Source organism: Chryseobacterium sp. FG46 (genome assembly GCF_057809135.1).
The window spans coordinates 33,668-48,784 of sequence record NZ_JBMDJJ010000030.1; the positions used below are offsets into that span (position 1 = coordinate 33,668).

Annotated in this window: 11 protein-coding genes; 8 read left to right on the forward strand and 3 right to left on the reverse strand. The window is 37.3% G+C overall.

All coding sequences use genetic code 11. The features are described 5' to 3' along the window. Positions 1-4 precede the first annotated feature (4 nt). A complete protein-coding gene (locus ACODR7_RS18340) occupies positions 5-1,189 on the reverse strand; it encodes an MFS transporter (RefSeq protein ID WP_488841316.1) in 1,185 nt (394 codons plus the stop codon). A 175-nt stretch (positions 1,190-1,364) separates the two neighbouring features. Between ACODR7_RS18340 and ACODR7_RS18345 the strand changes: the two genes are divergently transcribed. From ACODR7_RS18345 to ACODR7_RS18370, 6 genes are all read left to right on the forward strand, one after another. Further along, entirely contained in the window at positions 1,365-4,286 is a 2,922-nt protein-coding gene (locus ACODR7_RS18345; RefSeq protein WP_488841318.1) for a SusC/RagA family TonB-linked outer membrane protein, read from the forward strand. 11 nt (positions 4,287-4,297) lie between these two features. Then, positions 4,298-5,857 (forward strand): RagB/SusD family nutrient uptake outer membrane protein, encoded by a 1,560-nt coding sequence (locus tag ACODR7_RS18350; RefSeq protein WP_488841320.1) that lies wholly within the window; start codon positions 4,298-4,300, stop codon positions 5,855-5,857. Between the two features lie 2 nt (positions 5,858-5,859). Then, positions 5,860-7,284, forward strand: a complete 1,425-nt coding sequence (locus tag ACODR7_RS18355; RefSeq protein WP_488841322.1) for a glycoside hydrolase family 30 protein — start codon at positions 5,860-5,862, stop codon at positions 7,282-7,284. A 9-nt stretch (positions 7,285-7,293) separates the two neighbouring features. Beyond that, complete coding sequence (locus ACODR7_RS18360; protein WP_488841324.1) at positions 7,294-9,516, forward strand: glycoside hydrolase family 3 N-terminal domain-containing protein; 2,223 nt, start codon at positions 7,294-7,296, stop codon at positions 9,514-9,516. Positions 9,517-9,602: 86 nt separating this feature from the next. After that, positions 9,603-10,412: a glycoside hydrolase family 16 protein gene (locus tag ACODR7_RS18365; RefSeq protein ID WP_488841326.1), complete on the forward strand. Its 810-nt coding sequence runs from the start codon at positions 9,603-9,605 to the stop codon at positions 10,410-10,412. 40 nt (positions 10,413-10,452) lie between these two features. After that, positions 10,453-11,892: a glycoside hydrolase family 30 protein gene (locus ACODR7_RS18370; protein ID WP_488841328.1), complete on the forward strand. Its 1,440-nt coding sequence runs from the start codon at positions 10,453-10,455 to the stop codon at positions 11,890-11,892. A gap of 170 nt (positions 11,893-12,062) precedes the next feature. Here the strand turns inward: ACODR7_RS18370 and ACODR7_RS18375 are convergent, their stop codons facing one another. Both ACODR7_RS18375 and ACODR7_RS18380 read right to left on the reverse strand, forming a co-directional pair. After that, positions 12,063-12,872: an enoyl-ACP reductase FabI gene (locus tag ACODR7_RS18375; protein WP_062670284.1), complete on the reverse strand. Its 810-nt coding sequence runs from the start codon at positions 12,870-12,872 to the stop codon at positions 12,063-12,065. Between the two features lie 119 nt (positions 12,873-12,991). Next, positions 12,992-13,291, reverse strand: a complete 300-nt coding sequence (locus ACODR7_RS18380) for a hypothetical protein (RefSeq protein ID WP_488841330.1) — start codon at positions 13,289-13,291, stop codon at positions 12,992-12,994. 140 nt (positions 13,292-13,431) lie between these two features. Between ACODR7_RS18380 and ACODR7_RS18385 the strand changes: the two genes are divergently transcribed. Both ACODR7_RS18385 and ACODR7_RS18390 read left to right on the forward strand, forming a co-directional pair. Further along, positions 13,432-13,992, forward strand: a complete 561-nt coding sequence (locus ACODR7_RS18385; RefSeq protein WP_488841332.1) for a DNA-3-methyladenine glycosylase I — start codon at positions 13,432-13,434, stop codon at positions 13,990-13,992. Positions 13,993-14,177: 185 nt separating this feature from the next. Next, positions 14,178-14,939 carry a Rossmann-fold NAD(P)-binding domain-containing protein gene (locus ACODR7_RS18390; RefSeq protein ID WP_488841334.1) on the forward strand — a complete coding sequence of 254 codons (762 nt, stop codon included), beginning with the start codon at positions 14,178-14,180 and terminating at the stop codon, positions 14,937-14,939. The last annotated feature ends 178 nt before the right edge of the window (positions 14,940-15,117 follow it).

Genomic DNA, 15,117 nt, shown 5'->3' on the forward strand with positions numbered 1-15,117 from the left:
AAAACTATTTTCTTTTTGAAACATTAAAAAATACCAAACTAATCCCAAAAAGAAGAATTATAGGACATAATATATATATAGTATAGAAATTTAACAATTGTTTTTCAAACAGTATTGCCATAATAATAGAGCTGACAGAGCTGCCTAAAGAAGAGAAGATAACAATAAGCGAGGTAAAAAGATTCACTTTTTCTTTATCGATCTGTGAAATCATTTTTGAGTTGACAACAGGATAAAGTGGTGACAAAAACAAACCGATCACCGGAAATAAGAAAAGAATTACTCTCGAATCCGCTGATTCAAAATACTGAACTCCTATAATAGCCAGCAATAAAGCAATAATGAAAGCCATGCATACAATATAGTAGGTTGGCAGCGAAAATCTTTGGATGATAGTGGCTGTTATTGTTCTGCCTGCATAAGAAAATAACGCAAGTAATGATGTTGCCTGGAGGGCAAAAAATGAGTTGACTTTCAGGTGGTTCTTATAAAAAGAGGGAAGCCATGAATTGAATCCCTGCTCTACGAAAACAATGAAAAATATAACCCCAAGGAATAAAGCTATTGCTGGAGTTATAAATCCGGACAGCTCAGTAAAAATATTTTTGTTTTCAAGGGGGCTGGATTCGGAAATTGTAATTTTTGAAAGCAGGAATATCGTTAGTGCAGATAAAAAAGCGATCAATAAGAAACAAAATTTCCAGTATCCGGAATATTCGCTGGATAGCACCCAGCCAAAGCAGGTATTGACAACAAAGATTCCGATCATAAAAGAAGCTTCTACATTGTTCATAGTCTTTGCCAGTGATTTTTCATCCAAAATATTACTCCTGATAATCCCGAAAACACATATTTTTCCAATGGCAAAGCAGGCACCAATGATGGCAAACCAGAGTTTAAAAAACCAGAAAACTTCTACAAACGGAAGAAGGCATGAACAGCATCCGACAATGACCAAAGCCGAAATTAACGCTCTCTTTGTTCCTGTTTTATTAATAAAACGTACCGCAAAAAGAGAAATAAAGGCAATCGGTAAGTCTTTAAAAGATTCTAAAAACCCCAATTCTCCATAGGTGATTTTCTCTTCGGATAGTTGCAGGATGATTAATCCCATACAGTTTAAAACCATTGAGAAAATAAGAAAAGTAAGCTTTAAGGGAAGAGATATTTTTGAAAGCCTGAGGATCATTTTGGGAGATTCTTTATTGTTTTTTTTATGATTTTTTATGAAATAATGGTACGAATATAGGGCTTCTAACCCTTAGAAATAAAAGAAAAATTAAAATATTTGTGAATAGAATGTTAATTAATTGAAAAAAAATATATTTTTATTGTCTCAATTTGAGAATAAACAATAGCTGTATATGAATGTAAGAATATCAAGAAGCGTAGGAGTGGTTGCCGTCCTCTATTTTACGGCCAACTTCAGTGCCCAGACCAACAAGGCGAAGGACACACTTACTAAAGAAAACAAAATAGACGAAGTGGTAGTCATTGGTTACGGTACTCAGAAAAAGAGTAACGTAACCGGAGCTATAGCGAGTATTAAAGCCAGCGACATTGAAAATATTCCGTCTGGTAAGCCGGAACAGGTTTTACAAGGAAGGGCCGCAGGAGTTTCTGTGGTAACCAATTCCGGACAGCCAGGAGCTGCTGCCACTGTACGTGTAAGAGGGATTACCAGTTTTGGGGCGGGAAGTAACAGCCCTTTGTGGGTAGTAGACGGTATCGTTGTTGATAATATCGGATGGCTTAACCAGTCTGATATAGAAAGTATCGAAGTCTTAAAAGACGGTGCTTCATCTGCCATCTACGGAGTTTCTGCTGCGAAGGGAGTAATTCTGGTTACCACCAAAAAAGGGAAAAAAGGAAAACTTACTCTTTCTTATAATGGATTTTATGGTTTTTCCAATGCTTCCAAAAAACTGGATCTCTTAGATGCCACACAATATGCTAAAATCATCAATGAAGGTTTCGTTAATGATGGACAAGCACCCAGGTTTACAAATCCTGAATCATTTGGAAAAGGGACAAACTGGCAGGATGCCATTTTCGGAACTGGTGAAAAATCCTCTCATGAAGTAAGCATTACAGGAGGGAACGAAAAATCAACATACTATACATCCTTCGGATATTTTGATCAGTCAGGTATTGTACTGAGTGATATTTCTTATTACAAAAGAATCAATGCGAGATTTAATTCAACGCATAAAGTTACAGATTACCTGACGATTGGGCAAACCTTTGCATATACACACGTAAAATCTCAGGGGGTAAGTGCAAACGAAGAATTTGGAGGACCGTTAGCTTCAGCAGTAAACCTGGATCCTACCACGCCGGTTGTTGTAACAGATTGGTCTATGGTAGATCCGAGTGGTTATACAAATCCCTACATTATTAGGGACTCCAATGGCAATCCTTATGGAATTTCAAGATATGTAAATCAGGAAATGACCAATCCCCAGGCTTTCCGTCACATACAACAGGGAAATTATAACTGGTCAGATGATTTTGTGGGGAATGTTTTTGCGGAATTAAAGTTTCTTGATCACTTTACATTCAAAACAAGTTTAAATGGCAAAAAATCCTATTGGGGAAGCCGCTCTTTTACACCGAAATATTATTTAAGTCCTAATTATAGCAATACCAACTTCAACAGTCTGAATAAGGTGGACGAAAATAAATTTGAATGGAGTATGGAAAATACATTGACCTATCAGAATAAGTTTGGTGATCACAATGTGAACATCATGATAGGCCAGGGAGTTTACCGATACAACATTGCCGGGGGAACCAGTTTGACCTATAGTAATCTGCCTATAGACAATTGGCAGGATGCTTCCTTCAATTTTAATACTTCTCAGGATAATATTACTGCAGGAGGATGGGATGGGATTCAAACCCGTAAAGCATCTTATTTTGGTAGAATTATTTACGATTACGCAGATAAATATTTATTTACAGGAACGATTCGTAGAGATGGATCTTCAAAATTTGCAACCAACCAGCATTGGGGAACTTTCCCATCGATGTCCCTGGGATGGAATGTTCATAAGGAAAACTTCTGGCCGGAGAATAAAGTGGTTAATAATTTAAAATTAAGAGGAGGTTATGGAGTGCTGGGAAATGATGAGATGGAAAACTTCAGATTTGCGAATTTTATGGTTTCCGGAAGTAATTATACCAACTCCAGTAATGATATCATCATTGGCTATGCTCCGAGCACCCTGGCAAATCCAAATCTGAAATGGGAGCAAACCAGTCAGCTGAATATTGCTGCGGATTTAAAATTATTCAACAATTTTACTTTGACAGCAGATTGGTACAAAAAGAAAACAACTGATATCCTCAGACAATTCAATATTCCAGGTTATGTAGGAGTTCCTAATTTACCTTGGTCAAATGTAGGAGATATGGAAAATACCGGACTCGAACTTGAACTGGGATACAAAAAGAACTGGGAAGATTTCAGCATCTCGGTTAATGGTAACTTCGCAACCATAAAAAACAAGGTTCTTAGATTAGAAGATGATATTGAATACTTCAACCTAGCTTCTTTCCAGACCATGGGAGCAGTATCCAGAGTAGCGGTAGGACAGCCTTACGGATCATTTTACGGACAGACCTATAGTGGAGTCTTCCAGAATCAGGCACAAATTGATAATTATGTAAATGCCAGCGGTGTGAAATTATTACCGGATGCAAAACCTGGAGATTTTATCTGGCAGGATAATAATGGAGACGGTAAAATTGATGACAATGATAAAGTAAACTTAGGAAGCTCTATACCAAAATATACTTTTGGACTTACCGTGAATATGAGCTATAAGAATTTTGATCTGATGATGTTTGCACAAGGGCAGGCTGGTAACAAAATTTTTCAGGGGTTAAGAAGATTGGATTTACCTGATGCCAATTATCAGACAAGAATCTTAGACCGATGGACAGGTGAAGGATCTACCAATGATAATCCAAGAATTACCCGTAATGATCCTAACCATAACTATTCATGGATGTCTAATTATTATCTTCAGAAAGGAGATTATGTACGTCTGAAAATTGTTCAGTTAGGCTATACTATCCCACAGGATGTTACCAAACGTTTTGGAATGAGTAAAGTAAGACTGTATATCACAGGAGAAAACCTGCTTACTTTCACAAAATATACAGGATATGATCCGGAAATTGCAGGAAGAAATAACTCTGAACAGGATATTATCGGTGTCGACAGAGCGTATTATCCACAAGCCAGAACATTCCTTATAGGAGCTAATATTCAATTTTAATACCCAACAAAATGAAAAATAAGAATTTTATATATAAAGGACTTGCCGTTGCGTTTCTGACAGGGCTAAGTTTTAGTAATATTGCCTGTAGTGATTCCTATCTGGATGAAGTTAAAAACTCAGGAGCTTTTAAGAGTGAAGAATATTTTCAGAATGAGCAGCAGTCTTTCAGTGCACTGATTTCTGTATATGATGCTTTAAGAAAATATTCATCGGGATTTGAGAATACAGTTACATTTTTTAATGCAGGATCTGATGATTTTTATTCCGGTGGAGGAAGTTCTAATGACGGGCCAGGTATACAAGGGATTAATAATTATTCACTTAATCCAAATACAATGCCTGCCAGCTACTGGAGAGATTACTACCAGGGAATTGCGCGTGCTACCCTGTTAATAGAAAAAGTTCCGGGAGCGAATATGAATGAAGATCTCAAAAAAAGATATATCGCAGAAGCTAAAGTTCTTCGTTCATTATATTATTTTGAATTATTAAGAATGTTTGGAAATATTCCTTTGATTCTTAAAACCATAAAGTTTGATGATGACTACTGGAATATTCCACAGGCCAAGCCAAGCGATGTTTATGCACAGATAGAAAGCGATATCAATGCTGCTATTCCGGATCTGATGATGACACCAAGTATTAATGATAAAGGGAGAATTACCCAGGGAACAGCCAGAGCTATATTGGGTAAAATCTATCTTTACGATAAAAAAATGCCTGAAGCAGCTGCACAATTTGCCCAGGTGAATGGCACGCCTGGAGGAACCAGCCAGTATGGCTATAAGCTTGTGGAAGATTATGCAGATTTATTTAAAGTTGCACTGGAAACTGACAAGGAGCCAAACAAATACAAATTTTTATCAGAATCTATCCTTGAAGTAATGCATACCAATAAAGGAAGCTCCGACTGGGGATTTTGGGGGCAGGGCAAAGACGAAGGAAACTCTATCAATGTAATGGTAGGTCCTCGTTCTTACTCATTAAAAAATATTAAGAATAATGATGCACCGGATATTTATTCCGGTTGGTCATTCAATACAGTGACAGAGGATTTGGTCAGTTTTATGCAGGGAGATCCAAGGCTGAACGTGACCGTTTTTAATGCGAAAAAGCTGGTGGCAGAAGGAAAAATTTCTTATAGTCCTGCTTTTGCAGATACCGGATATTTTCTTAATAAATATTTACCAACGAATGCTTTAAAAAGCTCACTTCCCGGAACAACAGAACTTAATTTCAGACAAAATTATATCGTTATAAGACTTGCGGATACTTACTTGATGGAAGCTGAAGCTTTAGGGGCTTCAGGAGCAAGAGCTCAGGCTTTATTAGATGCAGTAAGAACAAGAGTAGGCTTACCGTCAGTTCCTGTTTCTTTGCAGGCTATTAAAGATGAAAGAAGAAGAGAGCTTGCTGGTGAAGGACACAGGTGGTTTGATCTTGTAAGATGGGGAGATGCGCCTTCTAAGCTTGCCTTCAAAGGATTTAAAGCTAATAAAAATGAAATTCTTCCAATTCCGTTCAATGAATTGCCGAATACAGCTTTAAAACAAAATCCTGGTTACTAAATATGAAGTTTCACAACTTATATAGTTTCTTTAGAGGTGCCGCACTGCTTAGTGGTGTGGCCCTTTTTTCTTTATCATGCACATCAATGGCATCCAATAAAGGAAATGAAGTGCAGTACTGGCTTACAAAAGGTAATGAAAGTGTGAAATTACAGCAGCAGACCTCTGTTAAATTTGTAAATAAGACCAACAGCTTTCAGAATATTGAAATTGATGACACTGAAAAGTTTCAATATGTTGATGGCTTTGGATATACATTAACAGGAGGAAGTGTTGAGGTAATCAACCGGTTATCGCCCTCCAAAAGAAAAGCACTGCTTAACGAACTTTTTGGAAATAATAAAAATTCAATCTCCATCAGTTATTTAAGATTGAGCATAGGAGCTTCCGATCTTGATGGTGAAGTATTTTCATATGATGATCTTCCCGAAGGACAGACTGACGTTTCTCTTTCAAAATTCAGTCTGGCAAAAGATAAAGCTTTGATTTCTATGTTGAAAGAAATTTTAGGAATCAATCCGAAAATTAAAATCATTGCAGCACCGTGGTCTGCTCCGGTTTGGATGAAGGACAATGGAAAGTCAAAAGGAGGAAGTTTAAAACCCGAATTCTACGGAACATATGCTCAATATTTTGTAAAATACATCCAGGGAATGAAAAAAGAAGGGATCACCATTGATGCTGTAACTCCGCAGAATGAACCTTTGCATCCGGGAAATAACCCTAGTTTATATATGCCTTCCGAGCAACAGAGAGATTTTATCAAAAATCATTTGGGTCCGGTTTTTAAAGCCAACGGAATTATCACCAAAATTGTTGTCTATGATCACAATTGCAATAAACCTGAATATGCGATTGATATTTTAAAAGATGCCGAAGCCAACCAATATGTAGACGGATCTGCTTTTCACCTGTATGAAGGTGATATTTCTGCATTAAGTACGGTACATAATGCTTTCCCAGACAAAAATTTATACTTTACTGAACAGTGGACAGGTTCAAAAGGGACTTTTACTGAAGACCTCAACTGGCATACGAAGAATGTAATTATTGGCTCTATGAGAAACTGGAGCAAGATAGCTTTAGAATGGAATCTTGCCAATGATCCGAGATTTGCACCGCATACAGATGGCGGATGTACGGAATGTAAAGGCGCTATTACAGTTTCTGATCGTGAAAACTTCACCAGAAATGTCTCTTATTATATTATTGCCCACGCTTCGAAATTCATTCCTGCGGGATCTCAACGCATCGCTTCCACACAAACAGATAAACTTTCTACGGCTGCCTTTAAGACTCAATTTGGGAAAATAGTTTTAATTGTACAGAACGATAATCAGGCCGATGAGAATTTTAATATTAAATTTGCTGGTAAAACCGCTGCTGTAACAATTTCAGGGCGTTCTACAGCAACCTACATTTTTTAATTTGATACCATGAAAAGAGTATATTTCTTACTGGCATTTTCCGCATTGGGACTGAATGCTTACGGACAAAAAAAAATCGATCAGAAAGTAGCAGAGCTCCTTTCTAAAATGACCCTGGAAGAAAAGGTAGGGCAGATGGTACAATATAGTGGTTTTGAATATGCCACAGGACCACAGCAATCCAATTCCGCAGCTGTTTTAGAAGAAATCAGGAAGGGAAAAGTAGGTTCTATGCTGAATGTAGCAGGTTCCGAAGAAACCAGAGCTTTTCAGAAACTGGCCATGCAGTCAAGGTTGAAAATTCCTTTATTGTTCGCGCAGGATGTTATCCATGGATACCGCACCACATTCCCTGTAAATCTGGGGCAGGCAGCGAGCTGGGATCTTGGAATGATTGAGAAATCAGAAAGAATCGCTGCAACGGAAGCTGCTGCGTATGGCATTCACTGGACGTTTGCTCCGATGGTGGATATTGCCAGAGATCCGAGATGGGGAAGAGTGATGGAAGGTTCAGGTGAAGATACTTACCTTGGAACAAAAATAGGTTTAGCCAGAATCAAAGGATTTCAGGGTAGAGGTTTGGGAAGTCTTGATGCCGTGATGGCTTGTGCGAAACATTTCGCAGCCTACGGAGCAGCCGTAGGTGGAAGAGATTACAATTCTGTAGATATGAGTCTAAGACAGCTTAATGAAACGTATCTTCCTCCGTTCAAAGCTGCAGCAGAATCAGGAGTGGCCACTTTCATGAATTCTTTCAATGATATTAACGGAATTCCCGCAACGGCCAACCAATATATCCAGAGAAATCTTTTAAAAGGAAAATGGAATTATAAGGGCTTTGTTGTTTCAGACTGGGGAAGCATCGGAGAAATGGTTTCTCACGGTTATGCAAAAGATGGTGCTGAAGCCGCTGAAAAAGCAATACAGGGGGGAAGTGATATGGATATGGAAAGCCGTGTATACATAGCAGAACTTCCTAAACTGGTGAAAGAAGGAAAAGTAGATCCCAAACTGGTAGATGATGCAGCGGGTAGAATTTTAACGAAGAAATTCGAAATGGGACTTTTTGATGATCCCTACAGATTCAGCAATGAAAAAAGACAAAAAGAGCAGACTGATAATCAGGAAAACAGAAAATTCGGAAGAGAATTCGGTTCAAAAAGTATTGTTCTTCTTAAAAACCAGGGAAATATTCTTCCTCTTTCAAAAACTACAAAAACAGTTGCACTGATCGGTCCTTTTGGGAAAGAAACGGTAGCGAACCATGGATTTTGGTCTGTTGCTTTCAAAGATGACAATCAAAGAATTGTTTCTCAATTTGACGGAATTAAAAACCAGCTGGATAAAAACTCCACTTTATTATATGCAAAAGGTTGTAATGTTGATGATCAGGATAAAAGCCAGTTTGCAGAAGCGATAGAAACGGCGAAAAAAGCAGATGTTGTCATCATGACGCTGGGTGAAGGCCATGCAATGAGCGGGGAAGCAAAAAGCAGAAGTAGCATTGGCTTTACAGGTGTTCAAGAAGATTTATTGAAGGAAATTGCCAAAACAGGTAAGCCTATCATTCTGATGATCAATGCCGGAAGACCTCTGATTTTCAACTGGGCATCCGACAATATTCCTGCCATTATGTACACATGGTGGCTTGGGACGGAAGCAGGAAACTCTATTGCAGATGTTGTATTTGGTTCTGTGAATCCCGGAGGGAAACTTCCTATGAGCTTTCCGAGAACAGAAGGTCAGATTCCTGTATACTACAATCATTATAATACCGGAAGACCGGCAAAAAATAATACAGACAGAAACTATGTTTCAGCGTATATAGATCTTAATAATGATCCTAAATATCCGTTTGGATATGGTTTAAGCTATACAGATTTCAAATATTCTGATATGGTCTTAAGTTCTGCAAGCCTTACAGGAAACCAGACTCTGAACATCAGCGTTACGATTTCCAATACAGGGAAATATGACGGAGAAGAAGTGGTGCAGCTTTATATCAGAGATCTTTTCGGAAAAGTAGTAAGACCGGTGAAGGAGTTGAAAGGTTTCCAGAAGGTATTCATCAAAAAAGGAGAAAGCAAAAAAGTAGATTTTAAATTGACACCGGAAGATCTGAAATTCTTTGATGATAATCTGAATTTTGATTGGGAAAGCGGAGAATTTGAGATTATGATTGGAACCGATTCTCAACATGTTCAGACCAAAAGAATCAACTGGACAAAATAATTGATTTGCATTGAATTCAATAGAAGCGGACTTTAGTCCGCTTAATAAAGAAGTTAGAAAATGGCTTCAGCCAAAACCTAATAAACATGAATTTAAAAGTTAAAAATATTATCAGAATATGTGCAGCAGGAGCTTTCTTCCTTTCTGTTATAAACTGTGTCTCACACAAACCTGATTCTCACAGAACCCTGATCTGGAATGATGAATTTAATGGTAAAGGACTTCCGGATTCATTAAAATGGAATTATGATACCGGAGGAAACGGTTTTGGGAATGAAGAAGCTCAGTTTTATACCAGAAACAGGCTTGAAAATGCCAGAATGGAAAAGGGAAATCTCATTATTGAGGCCAGAAAAGAAAATTGGGAACATAATAAATATACTTCTGCAAGACTTTTAACCAAGGGAAAATTTGCCTTTCAATATGGAACAGTAGAAGTCAGAGCAAAACTTCCCAAAGGCCGCGGAACATGGCCTGCCATCTGGATGATGAGCGAAAATATGAAGAAATGGCCGGATGACGGTGAACTGGATATTATGGAACATGTAGGATACAATCAGGGTTTTATACATGCTTCTGTCCACACCAAAAAATACAACCATATCCAGGGAACACAGAAAACAGATACCTTGTTTGTAAAAGATGCCAGCGAAAAGTTCCATGTCTATAAAGCAGACTGGACTCCCGAAAAGATTGATGTTTACATCGATGATAAGAAATTTTTCACCTATGAAAATAAAGAGAAAAGTAATGAAGCATGGCCTTTTGACAGACCTTACTATATCATTTTAAACCTCGCTGTAGGTGGAATGTGGGGAGGACAAAAAGGAATTGATGATTCTATTTTTCCACAGAAGTATTATATAGACTACGTAAGAGTCTACCAGAATAAATAATGAAAATGAGGACCAGAAGGGTCCGGAAACAGAAAAAATCATGAGAAAACTAATTGTAAGTTGTTTTGTAATAGGTGTTGCCATCAATGTCAATGCTCAGAATTACTGGAAGAAAAATGCAGGGAAAACAGCTAAAGTAATCCTTACCAATTCGAAAGTGAATGAGAAAATGGTGGATAAAGGAGCCGTTACATTTGAAAAATTCGGGCAGCCTAAAGAAACTGAAGCCTGTATTTTTGTGGCTCCTAATTTTAAATATCAGAAACTGATAGGAATTGGTGGTGCTATTACAGATGCTTCAGCAGAGACTTTCTATAAGATGCCAAAGAATAAGCAAAAGGAAATTCTTGATGCCTATTTTGGGAAAAACGGATTGGGATATACCGTTGTTCGTACCAATATGAATTCCTGTGATTTCTCCAGTGATTCTTACACGTATGTAGAGGATAATGATGCTTCACTCAAGACTTTTAATGTGGCTCACGATGAGAAATATAAAATTCCAATGATTAAAGAAGCTCAGCTAGCTATTGGGAGTAATTTTACATTTTATTTCTCACCATGGAGTCCACCGGCATGGATGAAATCTAACAAAAGTTTATACAAGGGAGGAAGATTGGAAAATCAGTACTATCAGACGTGGGCAGATTATTATATCAAATTCATTAAAGAATACGAAAAAAGAGGAATCAATATCTGGGGATTGACCGTTCAGAACGAACCCATGGCTACCCAAAGCTGGGAATCATGTATCTATACCGCTGAAGAAGAAGGAGAGTTTCTGAGAAAAAACCTTGGACCAACCCTTTGGAAAAACGGATATAAAGATAAAAAAGTAATGATCTGGGATCATAACAGAGATCTTATCTACCAAAGAGCAACCACCACATTGAGTGATCCTGAAACATCAAAATATGCTCACGGAATTGGCTATCATTGGTATGAAACATGGAATAACAAAACTCAGCTTTTTGATAATTTAGCAGAAACACACAGAGCTTTTCCTGATAAATTCCTGGCTTTTACTGAAGGATGTAAAGAACAATTCAGTATGGATAAAATCTATGATGTAAGCCTGGGAGAATTATACAGCAAAAATATGCTGAACGACTTCAATAAAGGAAATGCATTATGGACAGACTGGAATATTCTATTGGATGAAACCGGAGGACCTAATCATAAAGGAAATTTCTGCTTTGCCCCAATTATTGCTGATACCAAAACAGGCGAGGTATTCTACACTTATGAATACTATTATATAGGCCACGTTTCAAAATATATCAAGCCAAATGCGCAGAGAATCGGAAGTTCATCCAACAGAGCAGCGCTTACATCTTCTGCTTTTATGAACGAAAACGGCCAGCTGGTAACCGTTATCATGAACGATTCAGATAATGATATTGAAACGAATCTATGGATAGAAGGAATGGCTGCCAAACTGAATGCCCCCGCACACTCTATACAGACCGTAATTTTATAATTTCATATCAACATTATTTTTGACAGATCCGGCGGCCTCGAAGAGGCCGCCGGATTTATTTGTAAAGGAAGAGTTCCCGGATGATAAAAACAGAAAACCCATGAAAAGCTTCATGGGTTTTATTTATTTTGAACGGAACTTTGTATGTTCGTTATATTTTTAATGAATGACTATTCAGCATCATATTTACTAATTACTCTCTGAGTAACTCCTGAGCTGCTGAAACCTCCATCATGGAACAGGTTCTGCATGGTCACTTTTTTAGTAAGATCAGAGAATAAAGTTACACAGTAGTCTGCACATTCAAGAGCGGTAGCATTTCCTAGCGGAGACATATCTTCTGCATATCCAAGGAATCCTCCGAAACCTTTCACACCACTACCAGCAGTAGTCATTGTTGGAGACTGAGAAACCGTATTTACACGTACTTTTCTTTCTCCCCAATAGTTTCCGAAAGTTCTTGCGATGCTTTCAAGATACGCTTTATTATCAGACATATCATTGTAATCCGGGAATGTTCTCTGAGCTGCAATATAAGTAAGTGCCAAAATGCTTCCCCATTCATTCATACAGTCTTTCTCCCAGGCTACACGCATTACTTTATGGAAAGAAACAGCGGATATATCCCAGCCTTTTTCCAACCAGTCGTAATTCATTTCTGTATAGTGTTTTCCTTTTCTTACGTTGATAGACATACCGATAGAGTGAAGGATAAAGTCGATTTTTCCAAATTTTGCAACAGCGGCATCAAAAAGTTTTTCAAGATCTTCTATAGAAGTAGCATCAGCACCTATTACTTCAGAACCTGTTTTTTCTGCTAAACCATTAAGTTCTCCCATTCTTAAAGCAATAGGAGCGTTAGATAAAATAAATTCAGCACCTTCCTCATGGCATCTTTCAGCAACTTTCCATGCGATAGATTGTTCATTAAGGGCTCCAAAAATAATTCCCTTCTTGCCTTTAAGTAAACCGTATGACATAATTTTTTAATGTTTATTATACTACAAATGTAACAATAATTGTGCTTATGGCATAATAAAAATGGAGCCTTATCAATTTAAGACTCCATTTTATTGAAAATATTTATATGACTGAAATACTAATTGGTTTTCTTATTCCATTCTGCCTTTACATCTTCCGCCGCATCTTTGGTTTTTTCCCATGCTTCATCTGCTTTATCTTTGATATCCTCCCAGGCATCTGATACATTAGCTTTTACCCTGTCTAGCCAGTCTTCCTGGCTGGCTTCCTGATCATTGTTCCTCTTCTCATTGATATAATCTTTAGCCTTGTCTGCCAATTCATTGATTTTCCATTTGGCTTTGTCCGTTGCATTCTGTAAAGAATCTTCTACATTGTTTACTGCATTTTCCGCTTTGTTGTACTCTGAATTGTTCATAATAGTATAAATTTTAGTTTGGTATCAATAAATAAACAATAACCATTCCTAAAACTAAACACCTGTGTTAAACTTTTCATAATCTTTTGTTATATTCTTTCAAAATCGGTAGTAACTTTAACCTGTAAAATATGATAATTATGGAAAAAATCCGGTGTGGCTGGTGCGAAAAAGATGATCTCTACAGAAAGTATCATGATGAAGAGTGGGGAAGACCCGTTTATGATGATGAAACAATATTTGAATTCCTGATTCTGGAGTGCTTTCAGGCTGGCCTGAGCTGGTATACCATTTTATCCAAAAGGGAAAATTTCAGAAAGGCCTTTGATCATTTTGATTATAAAAAAGTAGCTGCCTATTCTGACAAAAAGATTGAAGAATTAATGAGCAACCCAGGAATTATAAGAAACAGACTTAAAATTCTTGCAGCGGTTACCAATGCTCAAAGATTTATGGAAGTTCAGAAGGAGTTTGGAAGCTTTTCCAATTATATCTGGAATTTTATTGGTGGAAAACCAATTGATAATTACCCTGAAAAACTGTCCGATGTTCCTGCCACAACAGAGATCTCTGATCTTATTTCCAGAGAGCTTAAAAAAAGAGGATTCAAATTCGTTGGATCTACAGTTATTTATGCCCATATGCAGGCTACCGGAATGGTCAATGATCACATACAAGAATGTTTTACCCGGGAAAAATAGTTGCTTTTTATTCAGAATTTAGTAAAGTTTATTGTTAATTATATAATTTTAATAATTAAAAGCATATGAATACCTCGTGGGCTTGCCCCGGGGATTACTTATTTGAATTTTGTTTGAATAAGATATTGTACACGGGTAAATAGACTATTTTTGTGTTATTAAAAAATGAAAATATTCTCTGAAATATGAAGAAAATAGGAATTATAGGGTATGGCTGGCTGGGTGAGAGAATAGCATCCTCCTTATCCGGAAAATACGCTTTATCAGCAACAACCACAACAGAAAACAAAGCAGATCAGCTGAATAATAAAGGAATCCATACGGTAATGGCTTCTTTCCCGGATTATCAGCTCACAGAGCCTCATTCTCAATGGTCAGATATTGAAAATATTGATGTTTTGATTATTACAGTCCATATTTCTGAAAAAAGATGCTGTGTAAGCTCTTTGTACAACCGAATTCAGAATTTGTCAGAATTTGTCGGAGATTTTAAAGGACAGATGTTCCTCATGAGTTCTACGGGCGTTTATCCAGATTTTTCCAAAGAATTTACAGAAGAAGATGTTCCTTGGGAGAGTGTACCAGGTGAAAGAATGCTGAGAAATAAATATCCGCAGCTTAATATTTTAAGGCTTGGTGGTCTGATGGGAGATAACAGACTTTTGAAAAACTATAATGTGGGTAATCTGGATCATGTGGTAAATCATATTCATTATGCCGATATCAGCGGTATTATTTCTGAAATGATTGAAAAGAAAACTCAATCAAAACTATATAATGTTACAGCTCCCATTCATCCGGCAAAAAGTCAGGTGATTAATGCTCAGAAAAATATAACGGATGATGAAGAGCTTGAGGTGAAAGGGAAGAAGGTTCTGTCTTCAAAGTTGGTTTCAGAGCTGAACTATGTATTTCAGTATCCGGATCCGAGAACGTTTCATTTGTGATACCTGATTTATTTTACCTCCATAATTTCTTTAAAACCTTTATCACTCCGCAGGAATCTTTATGCTATTTTTAAAAACCGGTATTTGGAAATCGGAATGAAAAGCTGGATGGATAAGAAATAAAAAAGAAGCCGTCTCATTTTCCTTGAGGCGGTTTTTGTTTATAAACTGTCAATAT

Excerpts from the sequence above, each read along its gene's own strand:
- ACODR7_RS18340 (WP_488841316.1), bottom strand. The coding sequence starts at position 1,189 with ATGATCCTCAGGCTTTCAAAAATATCTCTTCCCTTAAAGCTTACTTTT.
- ACODR7_RS18345 (WP_488841318.1), top strand. The coding sequence starts at position 1,365 with ATGAATGTAAGAATATCAAGAAGCGTAGGAGTGGTTGCCGTCCTCTAT.
- ACODR7_RS18350 (WP_488841320.1), top strand. The coding sequence starts at position 4,298 with ATGAAAAATAAGAATTTTATATATAAAGGACTTGCCGTTGCGTTTCTG.
- ACODR7_RS18355 (WP_488841322.1), top strand. The coding sequence starts at position 5,860 with ATGAAGTTTCACAACTTATATAGTTTCTTTAGAGGTGCCGCACTGCTT.
- ACODR7_RS18360 (WP_488841324.1), top strand. The coding sequence starts at position 7,294 with ATGAAAAGAGTATATTTCTTACTGGCATTTTCCGCATTGGGACTGAAT.
- ACODR7_RS18365 (WP_488841326.1), top strand. The coding sequence starts at position 9,603 with ATGAATTTAAAAGTTAAAAATATTATCAGAATATGTGCAGCAGGAGCT.
- ACODR7_RS18370 (WP_488841328.1), top strand. The coding sequence starts at position 10,453 with ATGAGAAAACTAATTGTAAGTTGTTTTGTAATAGGTGTTGCCATCAAT.
- ACODR7_RS18375 (WP_062670284.1), bottom strand. The coding sequence starts at position 12,872 with ATGTCATACGGTTTACTTAAAGGCAAGAAGGGAATTATTTTTGGAGCC.
- ACODR7_RS18380 (WP_488841330.1), bottom strand. The coding sequence starts at position 13,291 with ATGAACAATTCAGAGTACAACAAAGCGGAAAATGCAGTAAACAATGTA.
- ACODR7_RS18385 (WP_488841332.1), top strand. The coding sequence starts at position 13,432 with ATGGAAAAAATCCGGTGTGGCTGGTGCGAAAAAGATGATCTCTACAGA.
- ACODR7_RS18390 (WP_488841334.1), top strand. The coding sequence starts at position 14,178 with ATGAAGAAAATAGGAATTATAGGGTATGGCTGGCTGGGTGAGAGAATA.